Origin of the sequence: Sandarakinorhabdus sp. (assembly GCF_031430775.1) — a bacterium.
GTDB lineage: Bacteria > Pseudomonadota > Alphaproteobacteria > Sphingomonadales > Sphingomonadaceae > Sandarakinorhabdus.
Genome location: NZ_JANPCD010000024.1, coordinates 1 through 18,432, shown reverse-complemented (window position 1 = coordinate 18,432; position 18,432 = coordinate 1). Strand labels below are relative to the sequence as shown.

The 18,432-nt window shown below is 62.8% G+C and carries 15 protein-coding genes; 11 read left to right on the top strand and 4 right to left on the bottom strand.

The window, feature by feature from the left end:
• Window positions 1-1,624: heme lyase CcmF/NrfE family subunit (locus RMQ73_RS01450; protein ID WP_310496192.1), on the bottom strand; the 1,624-nt coding region annotated here is incomplete at its 3' end.
• Between the two features lie 127 nt (window positions 1,625-1,751).
• Here RMQ73_RS01450 and RMQ73_RS01445 point away from each other — a divergent pair.
• The 4 genes from RMQ73_RS01445 to RMQ73_RS01430 all read left to right on the top strand — a co-directional run bounded on the left by RMQ73_RS01445 (window position 1,752) and on the right by RMQ73_RS01430 (window position 8,114).
• On the top strand, window positions 1,752-4,286 hold the full coding sequence (locus tag RMQ73_RS01445; RefSeq protein WP_310496191.1) for a cyclic nucleotide-binding domain-containing protein: 2,535 nt from the start codon (window positions 1,752-1,754) through the stop codon (window positions 4,284-4,286).
• 19 nt (window positions 4,287-4,305) lie between these two features.
• The gene (locus RMQ73_RS01440; protein WP_310496190.1) at window positions 4,306-5,199 is read left to right on the top strand and encodes a hypothetical protein; all 894 of its coding nucleotides are present in this window, start codon (window positions 4,306-4,308) and stop codon (window positions 5,197-5,199) included.
• A 13-nt stretch (window positions 5,200-5,212) separates the two neighbouring features.
• Window positions 5,213-7,129 carry a cytochrome c3 family protein gene (locus RMQ73_RS01435; protein ID WP_310496189.1) on the top strand — a complete coding sequence of 639 codons (1,917 nt, stop codon included), beginning with the start codon at window positions 5,213-5,215 and terminating at the stop codon, window positions 7,127-7,129.
• Between the two features lie 124 nt (window positions 7,130-7,253).
• Complete coding sequence (locus RMQ73_RS01430; protein WP_310496188.1) at window positions 7,254-8,114, top strand: phosphodiesterase; 861 nt, start codon at window positions 7,254-7,256, stop codon at window positions 8,112-8,114.
• An 87-nt stretch (window positions 8,115-8,201) separates the two neighbouring features.
• On the opposite strand, the gene dnaN is transcribed toward RMQ73_RS01430, so the two are convergent.
• On the bottom strand, window positions 8,202-9,323 hold the full coding sequence (dnaN, locus tag RMQ73_RS01425) for a DNA polymerase III subunit beta (RefSeq protein WP_310496187.1): 1,122 nt from the start codon (window positions 9,321-9,323) through the stop codon (window positions 8,202-8,204).
• Between the two features lie 104 nt (window positions 9,324-9,427).
• Between dnaN and RMQ73_RS01420 the strand changes: the two genes are divergently transcribed.
• The 6 genes from RMQ73_RS01420 (at window position 9,428) to RMQ73_RS01395 (ending at window position 15,142) form a co-directional block, all read left to right on the top strand.
• A complete protein-coding gene (locus RMQ73_RS01420; RefSeq protein WP_310496186.1) occupies window positions 9,428-10,054 on the top strand; it encodes a histidine phosphatase family protein in 627 nt (208 codons plus the stop codon).
• Between the two features lie 73 nt (window positions 10,055-10,127).
• Window positions 10,128-10,997, top strand: a complete 870-nt coding sequence (locus RMQ73_RS01415; RefSeq protein ID WP_310496185.1) for a hypothetical protein — start codon at window positions 10,128-10,130, stop codon at window positions 10,995-10,997.
• 229 nt (window positions 10,998-11,226) lie between these two features.
• On the top strand, window positions 11,227-11,700 hold the full coding sequence (locus tag RMQ73_RS01410) for a winged helix-turn-helix domain-containing protein (protein WP_310496184.1): 474 nt from the start codon (window positions 11,227-11,229) through the stop codon (window positions 11,698-11,700).
• A 120-nt stretch (window positions 11,701-11,820) separates the two neighbouring features.
• Window positions 11,821-13,011 carry an acetyl-CoA C-acyltransferase gene (locus RMQ73_RS01405; RefSeq protein ID WP_310496183.1) on the top strand — a complete coding sequence of 397 codons (1,191 nt, stop codon included), beginning with the start codon at window positions 11,821-11,823 and terminating at the stop codon, window positions 13,009-13,011.
• The gene (locus RMQ73_RS01400; RefSeq protein ID WP_310496182.1) at window positions 13,011-13,793 is read left to right on the top strand and encodes a 3-hydroxybutyrate dehydrogenase; all 783 of its coding nucleotides are present in this window, start codon (window positions 13,011-13,013) and stop codon (window positions 13,791-13,793) included. Before RMQ73_RS01405 ends, RMQ73_RS01400 begins: the two co-directional genes overlap by 1 nt.
• A 716-nt stretch (window positions 13,794-14,509) precedes the next feature.
• On the top strand, window positions 14,510-15,142 hold the full coding sequence (locus tag RMQ73_RS01395; RefSeq protein WP_310496181.1) for a DUF2306 domain-containing protein: 633 nt from the start codon (window positions 14,510-14,512) through the stop codon (window positions 15,140-15,142).
• A 71-nt stretch (window positions 15,143-15,213) separates the two neighbouring features.
• Here RMQ73_RS01395 and RMQ73_RS01390 read toward each other — a convergent pair whose 3' ends face one another.
• Both RMQ73_RS01390 and RMQ73_RS01385 read right to left on the bottom strand, forming a co-directional pair.
• Window positions 15,214-16,410 (bottom strand): dipeptidase, encoded by a 1,197-nt coding sequence (locus RMQ73_RS01390; protein WP_310496180.1) that lies wholly within the window; start codon window positions 16,408-16,410, stop codon window positions 15,214-15,216.
• A gap of 68 nt (window positions 16,411-16,478) precedes the next feature.
• The gene (locus tag RMQ73_RS01385) at window positions 16,479-17,126 is read right to left on the bottom strand and encodes a DUF4760 domain-containing protein (RefSeq protein WP_310496179.1); all 648 of its coding nucleotides are present in this window, start codon (window positions 17,124-17,126) and stop codon (window positions 16,479-16,481) included.
• A gap of 372 nt (window positions 17,127-17,498) precedes the next feature.
• Between RMQ73_RS01385 and RMQ73_RS01380 the strand changes: the two genes are divergently transcribed.
• Window positions 17,499-18,432: acyl-CoA dehydrogenase family protein (locus tag RMQ73_RS01380; RefSeq protein WP_310496178.1), on the top strand; the 934-nt coding region annotated here is incomplete at its 3' end.

The window sequence follows — 18,432 nt, the reverse complement described above, 5'->3', positions numbered from 1 at the left end:
CATCGCGCAGCGTCACCGACAGGCTGCCGGCGCTGGCGGTCTCGCCCGGCCGCATGACCGTTATGCTGGAGGCCTCGAACACGCTCATGGCCGATATGCCTGCGGTGGTCACGCCCAGACCTGAATGTGCCAGCGCCAGACCGATGACAGCGGCCGGCGTCGTGCGGACCAGCCGCCAAGAAAGCCTGCCGAGCCCGCCCGTCCCGCGCCAGCGCCGCGCCAGCACCAGCACGCCGCCCAGCAGTAACCAGAACCCCAGCGCCATGCCGAACGCCGCCGCCGCGCGCGACGGCCCGGCAAACACTACAAGACCGGCAAAGACCAGCAAAGCAAGCGCCAACGGCCAGCCAAGCTTGGGGCCTAGCGCCGTCATGCTGTCACGCTTCCATGACAGCATCGGTCCGACGGTGACCAGCAGCAGCAGCGGCACCGACAGCGGCACGAACACCAGATTGTAATAAGGCGGCCCGACCGAAATCTTGTCAGTCGAAAACGCCTCCATTATGACAGGGTAGAAGGTGCCCAGAAACACAACGGTGGTCAGCGCGATCAGGAACAGATTGTTGAGCGTCAGGCCCGCTTCACGGCTGACGCCGCTGAACAACGCCCCGGATTTCAGCTGCGGCGCCCGCCAGGCGAACAGTGCCAGCGCGCCGCCGGTGGCGCCGATGATCATGGCGAGGATGAACACCCCGCGCGCCGGATCGACAGCAAAGGCATGGACAGACGTCAGAATACCCGAGCGCACCAGGAACGTGCCGACAAGGCTGAGCGAAAACGCCAATATCGCCAGCAGGATCGTCCAGCCAGCCAGCGCCGCGCGTTTTTCCGTGACGATCGCGGAATGGAGCAGCGCGGTTCCGAGCAGCCACGGCATCAGGCTGGCGTTCTCCACCGGGTCCCAAAACCACCAGCCGCCCCAGCCCAGTTCATAATAGGCCCAGAACGACCCTAGCGTGATGCCGCAGGTCAGCGGCACCCAGGCCGCTAGCACCCAGGGCCGCATCCAGCGCGCCCATGCCGGATCTGCCCGTCCTTCGAGCAAGGCGGCGACGGCGAAACTGAACGTGACCGAAAAGCCGACATAGCCCAGATACAGCAGGGGCGGATGGAAAACGAGGCCGGGGTCCTGCAACAGCGGGTTCAACTCGGACCCATCGAGCAGCGCCGGCGATAGCCGCGCGAACGGATTGGAGGTGAACAGCGAAAAGGCCAGAAAGGCTACAGAGATCATCGCCTGTACCGCCAGCGTTCGCGCCGCAAGGCTGGCACGCAGGTTATCGCCATAGCGCGCGATCCCGGCACCATATATTGCCAGCACCAGCACCCAAAGCAGCATCGAGCCTTCATGGTTGCCCCAGGTCGCAGCTAGCCGATAGGGCAAGGGCTGCGACAGCGAACTATGGGATGCGACCAGCGCCACCGAAAAATCCGACATGCCGAAAAGCGTCATCAGCGCACCAAAGGCGATGATGATGAGCACGGCCTGCAATTGCGCCGCGCTGCGGCCAAAGGCCATCAGGGCCACATCGCCGCGCGCCGCGCCGATCATCGGCAACACCGCCTGCAACGCAGCGGTCAGCAATGCAAGTATCAAGGCAAAATGGCCGATTTCGGCAATCATGGCGGCGCAACTACTCTTGGTGGCGGACCGGGCAGGATCCTGGACAGGTAATCATACTCTAGCCGAGACGCGTCAGGATGGTAGAGTGTTATAAGTCGCACGGGCAAGCGTTTGGGGGCTTTTTTCGTTGGGGGAGGTCTATCGCATCGCCATTGTCGGGTCCGGCCCGGCTGGACTGAGCGCCGCCGCCCATGCGGCGAAGCTCGGCCTGTCACATGTGCTGCTCGAAAAGACCGACCATCTGTCCGACACCATCTTCAAATACCAGAAAGGCAAGCATGTGATGGCGACGCCGTCACAACTGGTGCTGCGCGCGCCGCTCGATTTCGACGCTGGCAAGCGCGAAACGGTGCTGGGCACCTGGAACGACCAGACTGCGGCGGCAGGCGTGCATGTCCGCCATAATGCCGAAGTGAAGGCGATTGTCGGCACCGGCGCTCCCATCCCCGGCAGCATCATGAAACTTGTGACCCGAAAAAGGGACGGCAGCAGCGAGACCCGCGAAATCCAGCGCCTGGCGCCGCCATATCGGCTCACCCTCGCCAATGGCGAGGACATCATTGCCGACACCGTCATTCTGGCCATCGGGACCCAGGGCAATCCCAATCTGATGGCCTGTCCCGGCGGCGACGGCGCCCATGTCCAGTATCAGCTGGACGATCCGGCCATGTACAATGACGAGCATATCTTCGTTATCGGCGGCGGCGATGCCGGTATCGAAAACGCACTCGGGCTCGCTGCCGATGCTGCCCAGAACAACGCGGTGACACTCGTCAACCGCGGTGCCGAATTCGCCACCGCCAAGGATGCGAACGTCAAGGCGCTGATGGCCGCGCAGAACGCCGGCCGCATCGCCGTGATGACCGAATCATCGGCGCGCAGTATCGAGCCCGGCTGGATCACGCTCGATACGCGCGACGGCGAAGTGCGCGTCCGTTGCGACCGGGTCATCGCCCGCATGGGGTCGGCCCCGCCGCGCGGTTTCATCGAAAGCTGCGGCGTCGAATTTGCCTCGTCCGACCGGCTGGCCTTTCCCCGACTGTCCGCCACTTTTGAATCGACGGCACCCGGCATTTACGTCGTGGGCGCGCTCGCCGGCTACCCGCTGATCAAGCATTGCATGAACCAGGGCAATGACGTGACCGAATTCATCAATGGCAATAGCGGCCTGAAACCGGCGGACGAGCCGATATTGGAGGCAAAATTTGCCGACCTGCCGGGCAATGACAGTGTTGCCACATGGCTGGAACGCCTGCGGTCCAGCATCTCGATCCTGTCGGGCATGGGCACGCTGCAGATGCGGGAATTCATGCTGGACTCGGCGGTCAGCCTGGTCCGTGCCGGCGCGGTAATCTTCGAACGCGGCGCCACCGGCTCGTCGCTGTTCGGACTGGCCCAGGGAACGGTATTGGTCGAGGTCGATCCCGCAAATCCGGCCATCACGGTGCCGCTGCACCAAGGCACGATTTTTGGCGAGGTCGGGCTGATTTCCGGCCGGCGGCGCGGCGCAACGGTGCGTGCTGGCACCGATTGCATCATCGTTGAAATCAGTCGCGGCGCCGCCCTGAAGCTGATGAGCCAGGTGCCGGCCGCTGCGCGCGAGATCACCCGCATCACAACGGAGCGCAGCCTGCTCCAGATCTTCAAGTCCGGCCTGACACCGGCCGATCTTACCGAATTGATAGCCGGCGCCAAGGTTGAAACCATACGGGCCGGCGAGGTCATCCTGCACGAAGGCGATACCGGCGACGATATTTTCATCATCCGTTCGGGCTCGATGGTCGTGGAGAAATCCATCGGCGGCAAATCCGTCTTCCTGTCGTATGTGCCGGCGGGCAGCTATGTCGGTGAAATGGGCGTCATCGATGGCGGCCCGCGCACCGCCACGGTGCGGGCCGCGATCAAGAGCGATGTCATCCGACTGGCCGGGGCGCCGTTCCGCGCGCTGTTGGCGGCAAAGCCCGAACTGCTGGTGCGGCTGCGCGCCGAAATGACGACACGCAGCCGGATCAACAGCTATGTCGAATCGCAGAAGGACGGTTTTACCGGCGTGGTCGACATGTACACTGGTGTTGCCAATTTCCTTGTCGACCAGGGCCTTGGCGAGGCCACCGATGTGCTGCTCATCGATGAAAAGCTCTGCGTGGGCTGCGACAATTGCGAAAAGGCATGCGCCGACAGCCATGATGGCCTGTCGCGGCTGGACCGGGAGGCGGGTCGCACCTATGCACATCTCCACGTCCCGACTTCGTGCCGGCACTGCGAACACCCGCATTGCATGGCCGACTGCCCGCCAAACGCCATCCATCGTGGCCCGACTGGCGAAGTCTATATCGACGACACCTGCATCGGCTGCGGCAATTGCCAGCGTGGCTGCCCCTATGGCGTGATCCGCATGGACAAGGTGCCGCCGAAGAAACCGTGGCTGTTTTCCTGGCTGTTGTTCGGCGCCGGCCCCGGCCCCGGCGAGCCCGGCGCCAAATGGTCAAAAAAGGCCGACAAGGCCTATGCCGAAAAGCCCAAGAAGGCGATCAAATGCGACATGTGCGCCGGCCAGGAAGGCGGGCCAGCCTGTGTTCGGGCATGTCCGACGGGCGCTGCCATCCGTGTCTCGCCCGAACAGTTTCTGTCGGTGTCGCTCATGGAACGCGGCCAGTCCTGATGTGCCGGGGCAAGTCCTGATGGCAACCCGCGCCATCTTGCGGGGCAAGGCCGTGCACGGCGCAGCGCGCGATACTGCCCATGAAGGCTTTCTGGGTCACAGGCACGCCCGCTGGGCCAAGGTGGCCGCCGCCATCAGCCTGATCGCCATCTTGGCCTATGCGCTCCATGATCCGCTCCCGCGCCCGAACGGCGGGACCTGGCTTGGCTATGGCCTGGGCAGCGTCGCCCTGCTGCTCATCATCTGGCTCTCGCTGATAGGTCTCAGAAAACGCATCGTCACGCCGCGCCCCTACAGCCTCAAGGCCTGGACCAGCGCGCATGTCTGGCTCGGGCTGTCGTTGATCGTCATCGGCACGTTGCACACCGGTTTCCAGCTAGGCTGGAACGTCCACACCCTTGCCTGGACGTTGATGATGATCGTCATCCTTTCGGGACTATGGGGCGTAAGCGCTTACACGGCCCTGCCGCAGCAAATGTCTGCCAATCGCGGCGAGATGACCCAGCCGCAGATGCTTGAGGCGATCCGCGCCATTGATCGGCAACTCGACAGCGCTGCGCAGCCACTGGGGCGCGAAGATGCCGGGATCGTGCGCCTCAGCCTGGAACAATGCGATATCGCCGGCTCCCTGTGGCAGCGATTGACGGCGCGGCAACCGGCCTGCGGCAACCGCCGGGCGCTGGATAGTATCGCCGCGCGCGTCCATGCCCAGAAGCAATACGGCCGGCCCGACGCTCGCCTGCAACAAATACAGTTCCTGCTGGAACGCAAGGACGCCGCGCTGTCCCAGGCGCGGCGCCACATCCGCATGAAAACACTGTTGGAGTTGTGGCTGTACATCCATGTACCGATGACCTTCGCGCTGATCGCGGCGCTGGCAGCGCATGTCCTTTCCGTGTTCCTGTACTGGTGATGGGGGGCAGCGCATGAGCTTTGTCATCCGCCAGATTGCCAAGCGCGCCGACGGCGGCGACATCATCCGCACCCGCGCATTGCCGGGCAGCGAGATCACAGTTGGACGCGGCACCGATTGCGACATCCAGATCGCCGATCTGGGCATCATGCTGCGCCATGTCAGGCTGGTCCAATTGCCGGGTGGGCGGGTCGCGGTCGAGGCGCTGGGCGGCGTGCCCGTCGCGATTGACGGCAAATTCGTCAGCCGTGCCGATCTGGCCGTGGTCGACAATCCGGCAATCGATCTGGCCAGCCACCGGCTTTTGCTGTCACCCCACGAAGATGGCAGCATCGCAGTAACCGCCGAGCGCGTGATTGCCCCGGTGGATGCCGCCGACGCGGCGCTGGAAACCGGCATTTTTTCGCTCGGCGAAGCCATGCCGAGCAAGCGGGCAATGGCCTGGATTGGTGCGCTGCTTGTGCTTCTCGGGCTGCTCGGTTGGCCATTGCTGCACTTCATGGGCGAGCAGACCGTGCTGCCGGGCGCTATGATCACGGCGGCCACGCAGCCGGGCAAAAGCCCTGTGGCCGTGGCTGGCACGGGCCTTGTGGCTGCAGCCGACAAGGCCGCCTTCACGCCCGACATGGTCTGGTCCACGGGCGGCCTATCGAGCGTTCATGCCAGCCTGTCGAACAATTGCGGCGCCTGCCACCAAAAGGCGTTCGTGTCGGTCACGGACGGCGCCTGCCAGGCCTGTCACAAGCCGGATGCCCTGCCGGAACATGCAGCGCCCGACCGGCTTGCGCGCGGGCAATTGCCCGAAACCGGCGTCATTGGTGCTGCCCACCGCCAGTTCGGCCTCCCGGCTGGCCGCTGCGCAAGTTGCCACCGCGAGCATGAAGGCCCAGCCAGCGTCACCACAGTCGCCGAGCAATATTGCACCGATTGCCACGCCGGGCTGAACAATCGCCTGCCGGACACCAGCCTGACCAATGTGCCGGACTGGGCCGGGCACCCACAGTTCCGGCCCCGGCTCGTGGCACAGCCATCGGCGACGACCCCGTTGTTCCGCCGCGCCGTGCTGGAATCGACGGCGCGCGAAAATTCCGGGCTGGTCTATCCGCACGACCTGCACCAGTTGCCGCGCGGCGCCGTGGCCAACATGGCGCAGAAACAGGGCCTGAAGGTCGGGCCCGGAGGCGCGCTCGGCTGTGGATCCTGCCACGAACCGGATGCAGACGGCATCCGCTTCCGCCCCATAAGCATGGAGAAGGACTGCGGCGCCTGCCATGATCTGGCGTTTGCGCGGGACGGCGGCACCCTGCGCACGCTGCCGCATGGCAAGCCCGCACAAGTCGCCGGCATCATCCGGGATTTCTATCTGTCACGCAGCCTGGCGCCGCATGTCGACAGGTCGATGCCGGGCTTGCAGCCAATCGCTTTTGCCCGCCGCGCACCGGGCCGGCTCGCAGAAGCAGAAGCGATTGATCTTGGCCTGGTCAGCCCGGCGCAGGCACGCGGGCGGGCCGAAGCCGCGGTCGCGGCCGTCTTTGGCGCCAAGGGCCTGTGCAGCGAATGCCATGCCATAAGCAGCGCAAGTGGCCGTCCTGTCGTCGCGCCGGTGACCCTGGGCGACCATTATCTGACCCGGGCACGCTTCGGGCACAAGCAGCACCGCATCTTTGACCGCAAGACCGGCGATGCCGCCTGCGTCGCCTGCCACACCAGCACGACGGCGTCGAAACTGGCCAGCGACGTGCTGCTGCCGCCGATCGCGACCTGCCGGCAATGCCATGGCGCGCCAGCCGCGCGCCTGTCAGGCGGAAGCAAGGTCTCTGCCGATTGCAACAGCTGCCACAGCTTCCACCAGCTACTCGAACCGCCGTCATTGCCGCCGCGCCGCGCCGCATTCGCTGCCGTGCATCGCCGGGCCGGATTTGAAGGATGAGCAGCGGGCAGGCTCCGATTGCAGTTGCTTGCGGCTTGCGTCAGTCTTTGTTGCCAATGCGTATCTTTTTGGCGCTGACACCTTGGCCATCGTGGCCGAGTGTCACCTTGGGAATGCTGGGCCGATGCTGATTGCACAGGTCACCGACATCCATCTCGGTTTCCAGCCGGACGACCCGGAGGAAATGAACCGAAAGCGGCTCGACGCAGTCGTTGAAACCCTGCTGGCCATGTCGCCACGCCCCGATGCGCTTCTGGCGACGGGCGACCTTTCCGAGACGGGCAGCGTCGCGTCCTATCAAACGCTCAAGGCGATTTGTGACGCGCTACCGTTTCCGACCTATCTGGCGATTGGCAACCACGACAATCGCGACAATTTCTGCCGCATCTTTCCAGACGTGCCGCGGGGCGCTGCCGGGCATGTGCGCTATTCGGCACCGCTTGGCCCACTAAGGCTGGTGGTGCTCGATACTTTGGAACATGGCCGGCATGGCGGCAGCCTTGATGAAGAACAGGCGGCGTGGCTGGACGAAACCCTGTCCGCGTCGAAGCTGCCAACCATCCTCGTCCTGCATCATCCGCCGATCGAGACCGGCAACGGCTGGATGACCGAAGACAGTGACGCCCCCTGGGTCCTGAGATTGCGATCGGTGCTGGAGCGCCATGGCCATGTCATCCGGATCATCACCGGCCATCTGCACCGGGCCATTGTAACCGGCTGGGCCGGCACAACCTTGACGGTTTGCCCGTCCACCGCACCGCAAGTGGCGCTGGATTTCCGCAGTCTCGACCCCGATCACCCCGATGGCCGCGACATGGTCGTCGCGGAGCCGCCCGGTTTTGCCCTGCATTACTGGACGGGCCGCGAACTGGTCACGCATTTCGGGGCCGGCGGCGAGCATCCGGTGCTGGCCCGCTACAACGCCCGCATGCAGCCGACGGTGAAGCATATTCTGGCAGAACATGCCGGCGAGCATGGGGAATGAACGTGCAGGAACGGCTTTCGGACTGACGGGAAATCGCTTCGGGTCCAGCCGGGCGCGCCGCTTTGGCGCTGCCCGTCCAGCCAAGCATCACACACGCATCGGCATCAGCACATAAAGCGCAGCCGAATCATCGCTTTCACGGATCAAGGTCGGGGCCGCAGCATCGGAAAGATGCACATCGACCTGATCGCTGCCAACCTGCGCAAGAATATCGAGCAGATAGCGATAGTTGAAGCCAACCTCGAACTCGGCGGCATTATAATCCGCCGGCACTTCCTCGGCAGCCGTGCCATTTTCCGGGCTGGTCACTGACAGCGTCACCTTGTCCCGGCCCAGCGCCAGCTTGACGGCGCGGGTTTTCTCCGTTGTGGCGATGGCTGCGACGCGGTCGACGCCCTCGGACAGGCTTTTCGCATCGATTTTGAGCAGCTTGTCATTCGCCGTCGGGATCACGCGGCTGTAATCCGGAAACGTGCCATCGATCAGCTTGGACGTCAGCGTCGCATCGGTTGAGAATTTGAACCGGATCTTGCTCGGCGACATGGACAGCTCGACAGGGGCGTCAGCAGCATATTCATCGATCAGCTTGCGCACTTCGGCGACGCATTTGCGCGGCACGATGACGCCCGGCATGTCGGCGGCACCTTCGGGCAGGTCGATCTCGATCCGCGCCAGACGATGGCCATCGGTAGCCACGGCACGCAGCTTTGCCGGCGGGCCGGGCATGGCATGGAGATATATACCATTCAGATAATAACGCGTCTCTTCGGTCGAGATGGCAAATCGCGTGCTGTCGATGATGTCCTTGAGCTGGCCGGCAGTCAGCGTGAAGCGCGTCGGCAGGTCGGTTTCGGCGATGACCGGGAAATCGTCGCGCTTGAGGGTTGCCAGGCTGAACCGCGAGCGGCCGGCAATGATGCTCATCTTCTCGCCTGCCACGGCAAGTTCCACCTGGCTACCTTCGGGCAGCTTGCGCACGATATCGAACAGCGTGTGGGCGCTGACCGTCGTGGCGCCATTGAGGTCGATGGCGGCCGCAATGGTTTCCACGACCTGCAAATCGAGATCCGTCGCCATCAGCCGAAGCCCGTCGCTGCGTGCCTCGATCAGCACGTTCGACAGGATCGGAATGGTGTTGCGGCGCTCGACGACTGACTGGATATGACCCAGACATTTCAGCAGTGTCGCGCGTTCAACCGTCGCCTTCATCTAACGTCCCTGTTGCTCGAATGCATGAATATTGCGGCGACTATAGCGGTTCATGCGCGCGGCGGTAGTGGCGAAGTGCAGCGAAATGGGCCAGAACCGCCAACATGGACATCATCCTCGCTCGTCACGCCGAAACCGTCTTCAATGCCGCCCACCGCATGCAGGGCAATACCGCCCATACGCCGCTGACCCGAACGGGCATGATGCAGGCCGATGCCATGGGCGCGGCGCTTTGCGATGCGCTCGGGACTGCGCCTGACCGCGATTTCTGGGTCAGCCCGTCGGGCCGAACCCAGCAGACCGCTGCCATCGTCGGCGATCATCTCGGCATCCCCTTCTTCGATTGGCGACACGATCCGCGCCTGCTGGAAATCGATGTCGGCGCCTGGGAAGGGCGCTATTACGCCGATATCGTCGCCGAACATGGCGAAGCGATTGTGGATACGGCACGCGGCCTGTTCAGCGTGGCGCCGCCGCAGGGTGAATGGTTTCCCGCCATCGCAGCGCGGCTGTCGGACTGGATCAAAGGCCTGGATCCGGCCCGGCCGGTTCTGGCGATCAGCCATGGCATCACAGCGCGCGTGCTGCGCGGGCTGCTGGTCGGCGGAGAGGACTGGCACGGCGTCAAGGTCGCTCCCAATGCCCCGCAGGGCACCGTGTTTCACATCAAGGACGGCGTGGAAACGGTGCTTCATACCGGCTCCGGCGCCCATAGCGGCCGGGCGGCCTGACCCCCCCATCCGGCCCATGGGAAAAGCCCGCCAAGCTGCTACGCTTGCTGCACAATGCTGACAGGGGCTGGCCATGGCGCATAATTTCCAGATCGAACGCACCGGCAACAATTTCTTCGCGCGCGGCGATGACAATGCGCGATTCTTCGTCGGGCGGCGCGTGCCCTATGGCGGCAATATCGGGCTGTACAATATCTTCGGTGGCAGCCCGCTGACCCCCTTGTTCTATGCCGCCGCCGACTACGCCGGCGCCCAGGGGTTCTGGGCCGATTTCATCGAACCCACAGCGATCTGCGAGGGCCGCAGTTTCCTGACATTGAACAGCTATGACAGCGCCGCGTTCACCTTCGGCTTCGGACAATTTGCAGCGCATGTGCCTGACGGCGATTTCATCAAGATGTTCCGCGCCCTGCTGGCCCGGCCGGAGGCAGAGGACTATTTCCCCCACCTTGCACTGTCCGGCGGCCGCATCATGCGCGAAGAGGCCGGCGGGCTGGTGCCGCTGGAGACCGCCACATCAACGGCGGCCATGATGAAGTATCTCAACCCCGGTCTCGACGAAGTCGAAGACGCCGAGGTCATCGCCGCAGCCAAGCTCATCCACTGGACCACCGCCCACCCCGAAGCGCGCGCTATTCAAGTCGCCACCATGGTCGCCAGTTACCGCAGTTTCATGGCCCGCGCCGACAAACGCGTCGGCATCGATGGCCGCACTGCCGACCAGTGTCTGGTGATCGCCGATATTCTCCACCATGGCCGCGGCGGCAAGATGACCTGGCCGCTGGTCGGCGAGGCGCTGGCATCAACGCAGCCCTTGGCCAGGCTGATCGCCATCGGCGCACCGCAATGGGATGGCCGCAAGGCGACCCTGAAAAAGGCCATCGCCGCGCGGCCAGGACTGGCCCAGCGCCGTTGGAACCGGGCAGCCGCTGATTTCGTGTGATGGAGAAGGTCGAAGTATGATGGCCTCCGGCGGGCAGAGTCGCAGACCTTGCCCCGTTTGTTTTTGGCCGGTGCTTGGTGACGAGTTTGGGGTCGGAGTGGCCTAGGGTCGGTCTCACGCAATTGGAAGTTGACTGCAACCTTGTAACATGTCACTTAATCATGATCGAGCCCTGTTGGAGATGGAAATGATGCCCGTAATTCGCGTTTCAGACTCAACATGGAATCGCATGAAAGGCCTTGCACGGCCCCTTGAGGATACAGCGGATGACATTGTTCGACGCGCTCTAGATGCACTCGAGTCAGTTTCGGTCAAAGAGACGCCTAAGCCAAAAGTATTCGCACGCCCAACTGGAAACGAAGATCAACAGAAATTCCCTCAAAAGGAATTTCGCGCGCCCATACTGATAGCCTTACACCGTCTTGGCGGCAGTGGAAGCAAACAGGCAGTGACAACAGCCGTTCTCCCGCAAGTCCAAGACAAACTTAAAGACGCTGATTTTGAGATGATGCAGACTGGTGAGAGACGTTGGGAAAATGCTGTCGCATGGGAACGGAGCGACCTCAAGAAAGAGGGATACCTTCGTAGTGACTCGCGTCGAGGTCTTTGGGAATTAAGCGAGCAAGGAAGAACCGAAGCTGCTTCGCTTGCTCGAGGCATTCAAGCAGAACTCAGCGTCGAATTGGCAGGTAGAAACGCGTAGCCCGCGCACTTGAAAACAAACGGTTGCAGAGTCTGCGACCCTGCCCGCCGGCAACCGCTTTTCCCTTCCACCGGTAACGTTACCCTTCTAAAGGCGGGCATAGCAACCGGAGTAACTACCATGGCCGCGCCCGCCGATCCCATCGTCATCTCCGGCTTTGCCCGCACCCCGATGGGCGGCTTCCAGGGCGTATTCGCCAGTGTGAAAGCCACCGACCTGGGCGCCGCCGCCGTGCGTGCCGCTGTTGCCCGCGCCGGCGTCGCCCCCGATGCCGTGGCGCAGATTTTCATGGGCTGCGTGCTGCCTGCCGGCCTTGGCCAGGCGCCGGCCCGCCAGGCCGCGCTGGGTGCCGGCCTGCCCCTTTCGGTCGAGGCCACCACCGTCAACAAGATGTGCGGCAGCGGCATGCAGGCCGCGATCATGGCCCATGACGCTCTTTTGGCCGGCAGCGCCGAAGTCATTGTCGCCGGCGGCATGGAGAGCATGTCGAACGCGCCCTATCTGCTCACCAAGCACCGCGCTGGCGCCCGCATCGGCCATGATGCGGTCAAGGACTCCATGTATCTTGATGGCCTTGAGGATGCATATGACCCAGGCCGCCTGATGGGCAGCTTTGCCGAAGAATCGGCACGCGACTATCAATTTACCCGCGCCGCCCAGGATGGCTATGCGCTGGAAAGCCTGGCGCGCGCCCAGGCCGCGATTGCCGGCGGCGCCTTTGCCGATGAAATCACGCCCGTGACGGTTGCGGCGCGCGGCGGCGATGTCGTGGTCTCGCAGGACGAACAGCCCGGCAAGGCCCAGCCGGCCAAGATTCCGACCCTGAAGCCCGCTTTTGCCAAGGATGGCACCATCACGGCAGCCAATGCCTCGTCGATTTCCGACGGGGCCGCTGCGCTGGTGTTGACCCGCGCATCGGTCGCGGCGCGCGACGGCCTGCCGGTACGCGCCCGCATCATCGCGCATGCCGGCCACGCCCATGAACCGGCGCTGTTCACCACCGCGCCGGTGTCGGCGATCCGCAAGGTTCTGGCCAAGGCCGGCTGGAGCGTTGCCGATGTCGATCTGTTCGAGGTGAACGAGGCCTTTGCCGCCGTCGCCATGATCGCCATGCACGACCTTGGCATCGCGCGTGACAAGCTCAACATTCACGGCGGCGCTACCGCGCTTGGCCATCCCATCGGCGCATCGGGCGCGCGCATCATCGCCACGCTGGTCGCGGCGCTGGAACGGACGGGGGGAAAACGCGGGGTCGCGGCGCTGTGCATCGGCGGCGGCGAGGCCACAGCCATTGCAGTGGAGCGCGACTGATGACCCTCAAAGGCAAGTCCGCCGTCGTCACCGGCTCCACGTCCGGCATCGGCCTCGCCATTGCACGGGCGCTGGCCGGCCAGGGCTGCAATGTCATGATCAACGGCTTCGGTGACCCCGGCGCCATCGAAACCGAGCGTGCAGCATTGGCGGCCCATGGTGTCGATGCCCGTCACCACGGCGCCGATATGTCCAAGCCTGCCGAAATCGCCGCAATGATGGCTGAAGCGGCGGCCGCGTTCGGCAACGTCGACATCCTCGTCAACAATGCCGGCATCCAGTTCGTGTCGCCTGTCGAGGACTTCCCGCTGGAAAAATGGGACGCCATTCTTGCCATCAACCTGTCGTCTGCCTTCCACACCTCGCGCGCCGCCATCCCCGGCATGAAGGCACAGCGCTGGGGCCGCATCATCAACACCGCATCGGCACACAGCCTCGTCGCCTCGCCTTTCAAGTCTGCCTATGTCGCTGCCAAGCACGGCATCGCCGGGCTGACCAAGACGCTGGCGCTGGAACTGGCACGCCACGGCATCACCGCCAATTGCATCTCGCCGGGCTATGTCTGGTCGCCCTTGGTGGAAAAGCAGATTCCCGACACGATGGCGGCGCGCGGCCTGACCCGGGAGCAGGTGATCGGCGACGTCCTGCTCGCCGCCCAGCCGACCCGGGAATTCGTGACCGTTGATCAGGTCGCGGCGCTGGCGCTGTTCCTGTGCAGCGATGCGGCGGCGCAGATCACGGGTGCCAACATGTCCATGGACGGTGGCTGGACGGCAGCCTGAGCGGCGTTCGAGAGGTCGGGGAAACTTATCCCCGATATCCCCGTTATCCACAGGCCAGATGGCGGTTTTTTCACTTTGACGACTCGGTCTTTGGTGAGAACATTCATGTGTGGACGGGAGATGACGGCGGCGGAAACGCCAAAGAAATCAAACTGAAACCGCCATTCGCTGGCGCCGAGGAACGGTTCGTCCGGGAATTTGCGCGACACGAAGGGCGGGGCCTCGCAGGCAAGGGTGATGACGTCGCCCGGAACGTGGTAACACGGGCCGGAACACGGGCAACCGGCGCAGAAAAGGTCCAGCGCAGGAACCGGATCAGGACCAGGCCTGAACCACGCCAGCCGAAAGGCCGGGCAGGAAAAGGCAAGGACCGGAGAAGGGAAGAGCGCAAAAGTGCCGCGGTGTGAGCCAACGCGCAAAGCCGGATGCCGGACACCCGCAAGGGCAAAAGGCCGAAAGCCCAGTGAACTGGCTGTGCAGATGCGACAGAGTGGCGACCGATGGCAACATCGGCCGCCATTTTCTGTGCGGCGAGGCAAGCTGCGTGCCACAGCCAGACGTGCACAAGCAGGCCGGCGGCCGACACGGCATCGCCGCGCGCGTTTCTTCCTTTTGTTGTGCGCTGGCTCGGCAGGCCCTCCGACTCGCAGGCTCCGCCCGCAAACCCTTTGACGAACCCCGCCAACCGCTTCACTTTCCCCATCGGGGAACACGCCATGGCAACCACACCAGCATCGAACCACGCGTTCTGGACAACCCGCAATGGCATCCTGCTTGCGGTCGCGATTCTCAGCAGCGCCGCTGTCTGGTGGGTGATCGCCTGGCCTGTCGCCAGCCTGGCCAATGTTGCCGCCCATCAAGGCCATTTCGCGCTGACTTTTGCGCATATGCTGGGCGGCACCGGGATGTTGGCTTTTGGCGCCGCCAACCTGTATCTCGCTGCGCGCAAGACGCGATTTGCGCTGCACCGTCGTATCGGCCAGATTTATCTCGCGACCGGCGCATTCGGCGCAACGACAGCCATCGCGGTCACGCTTTCGGCGGCGCACAAAACGGGGCCGATCCTGACCAACTCGACACTCTCGCTGGCGACATTGGGCAGCGCGTGGCTGGCGTTCGCCGCGCTGGGCTGGCGTGCCGGGCGCAACCGCCGCTTTGCCTCGCACGGCGACTGGATGATCCGCAGTTATGTGCTGAGCTGGGCGTTCGTGCTCTGCCGCTTCGCATCGCCGGTGCCGGAGATCGGCCAACTGGGCAATGGTCAGGCCTTCATCTGGCTGTCGTGGGTGCTGCCGATGATGATGTGCGAGGTGGTACTGCAATGGCCGCAAAGGGCCCGCAAGAGCTGAGCGTCAACCATGTTGCAGCCCGCCGCCGAACAACTGCTGGCCAGCGGCGTCCACCTGCCTGAAAGCCGTGTTTACGGCTTCATATCGCTCGGCACGTCGCCAGCCATCCCGGCTGCGACCTTTTCCGCCGCCTCCAGCACGCGCAGCACATTGCCACCGGCGATCTTCTCGCAGTCCTTGTCGCTATAACCCCGGCGCAGCAGTTCGGCGATCAACGCCGGATAGGCCTCGACGCCTTCAAGGCCGGTCGGTGTCGAATCGATGCCATCGAGATCGCCGCCGATGCCGACATGATCGATGCCGGCCAGTTTCACCAGATGGTCGATATGGTTGGCGACATCCGTAATCGTCACTGCCGGCATCGGATTGGCGGCCTCCCAGGCCTTCATCGCCGCTTCGGCGCGTTCCGGCTGTCCGATATACAGGCCCGAATAGGGCGGTGCATTCGACCGGGCACGCTCCCCGGCCCGCGCGGCTTCCCATTCCTGCCGGGCGCGGCTGACATAGCCGGGCACGAACGTGGCCATCACCACGCCGCCATTGGCCGTCAGCAGCGGCAGCACATCATCGGGCACGTTGCGCGGGTGATCGGTCAAACCCCGTGCGGCACTGTGTGAGAAAATCACCGGCGCCTTTGTCGCCACCAGCGCCGCCTTCATCGTGTCGGGCGACACATGGCTGATATCGACCAACATGCCGATGCGGTTCATCTCATGCACCACAGCCTTGCCGAACGTCGTCAGCGGCGCCGCGCGGCCCGGTTCATTGGCACTGTCCGCCCAGGCATTGTGGCGCACATGGGTCAGGGTCATGTAACGCACGCCCAGCGCGTAGAACATGCGCAAGGCGGGGAGCGAATTGTCGATCTGGCTGCCGCCCTCGACGCCCATCATGCTGGCGACCTTGCCGGTTTTCTGGATGCGGCGCAGATCGGCGGCGGTCGCGGCAAGCTCCAGATCGCCCGGATAGCGCGCGATGATGCCGCGCACGATATCGATCTGCTCCAGCGTTTGCTTGACGGCTTCCGGGCCGCTGACGCTCGCCGGCACCCACACCGACCAGAATTGCCCGCCGACGCGCCCGGCGTGCAGGCGCGGGATATCGGTGTGCATCGGCTTGGCAAAGGTGCGCGAATCCGCCTTGAGATCGACCTTCCACCAGCCCTCGCCATACTGGCCGCGCAGTGCCTCGGGCCAGTCATTATGGCCATCGATGATTGGCTGGCGTTTCAGCACCGCCTGCGCACGCGCCAGCAGCGGGTCATCCATGGCTAGAGCGGGTTTAGGCGTTAATTGAACAGCAAAAAAAGATAAAACGACTAACCCAAATCCAAATTTCATCCACCTGGCCTTATTACTGGCGCACCAGTGCTGAAATCTATCGAACGAAAAGCAGAATCGAGCCTGTTGCGCTGTCCGGTCAGCGCCCACCAAGCTTGTCTAAAACGACTAGGGCTTGCAATGGGATGCTTACTCCGAACCCATCTGTCATTAAGATACTTGAACTCACAATACATTGACGGACGATCTGTCTGTATAGAATCAATCAGCTTTCTAACACCGTCGTAATCTTTGGTAAACTGCCCGTGAAACCACAGTTTATAGAACATTTCATCGAATATTCCGCGCCGAATTCCCAAAGCCACAAGCTCGTATGAGTTTAGCTGGAACAACACAGTTGCTCGATCTTCAGCATTTTCTTCTGTTAGGTCTTTTAAGCTGCTCAGACAGAAACTGTCTTCTGAATTCTGTGATTTTTTTACAATTTCCTTAAATTTTCGGTATTTTTTTTGACCTTCGTCGTCTAAAAATGTTTTCATGACCATGTCGAGTGTCGCGCGCCTGAGATTGGCGCGGCGCGTGTACCAAAAAACGCTAGCAGCCACTAACGCGGAGGCGACGATAGCCCCGGTTGACACGACCGGCGCAATGCGAATGATCTCATCTAGCGTCAAAATAGCCCCCGAAAAAAAACGCCCGAGCATGTTAAGCCCGGGCGCGCGAATTTAACGATTTATTATTGTCAATCCCCGCCCCAACCTTCAAAATTGGACTTTTTCATAACTAACTCCTTTTCGCGATGAAATTGCGCAAACTTTTCTGCGCCATCGTGCGGCTCGCATCAAGCAAAAACGTACCTCGCATTCTCCTATCAATCAAGAGGGCTTGTCAGTCCTTCCGACTCTTAGGACGGCAATACATAGGAAGTTTGCAGTGGCTTTCAATCTCGCTCGGGAGGGTTCAATTTGAGGTTGATTGTCGAAAAGCTAAATCGCACCCGTGAGCCATCGTCAATCTTTTCAACCATGATCACGCGGATAAACTGACGTTTGCATTGATAATATGGGAGAAAGCTAGTGATCGAATCCGCCGACCGCAGCGTCTATGGCCCCGACGAACACGCCTTTCGCGACACGGTGCGCAAGGTGTTCGCCAAGGAACTGCTGCCCAATCTCGACCGGTTCGAGGAAGAAGGCCTGGTGTCCCGCGATTTCTGGCGGGCTTGCGGCGATGCCGGCATGCTGTGCCCGACCGTGCCGGAAGCCTATGGCGGGCTGGGCCTGGATTTCCGCTACAACGCCATCATCGACGAAGAACTGTCCTATGCCGGCTCATCGGCGGGCATCACGCTGCAGTCGGATATCATCGCTGATTATCTGGTCGCCTATGGCAGCGAGGAGCAGAAGCGCAAATACCTGCCGAAGATGATTTCGGGCGAGGTCATCACCGCCATCGCCATGACCGAGCCGGGCGCCGGCAGCGATTTGCAGGGAGTCAAAACCACCGCCCGCAAGGATGGCAACCACTATGTCATCAATGGCTCCAAGACCTATATCACCAACGGCCAGCACGCCGACCTGATCATCGTCGTCGCCAAGACCGACCCGGACAAGGGCGCCAAAGGCACGTCGCTGATCCTTGTCGAATCCGACCGCGAAGGCTTTGCGCGCGGCCGCAACCTCGACAAGATCGGCCAGAACAGCGCCGACACGTCGGAACTGTTCTTCAACGATGTGCGCGTGCCGATGACCAACTGCCTCGGCGAGGAAAACAAGGGCTTCATCTACCTGATGAGCCAGTTGCCGCAGGAGCGCCTGTCGATTGCCATCTCGGCACAGGCCGGCGCCCAGCGCGCGTTCGATGAAGCCGTGAAATTCGTCAAGGACCGCAAGGCGTTCGGCAAGACGGTGTTCGATTTCCAGAACACCAAATTCGTGCTGGCCAGCCTCAAGACCGAACTCCAGGTCGGATGGGCTCATATCGACTGGGGCCTCAAGCGCCTGACCGAAG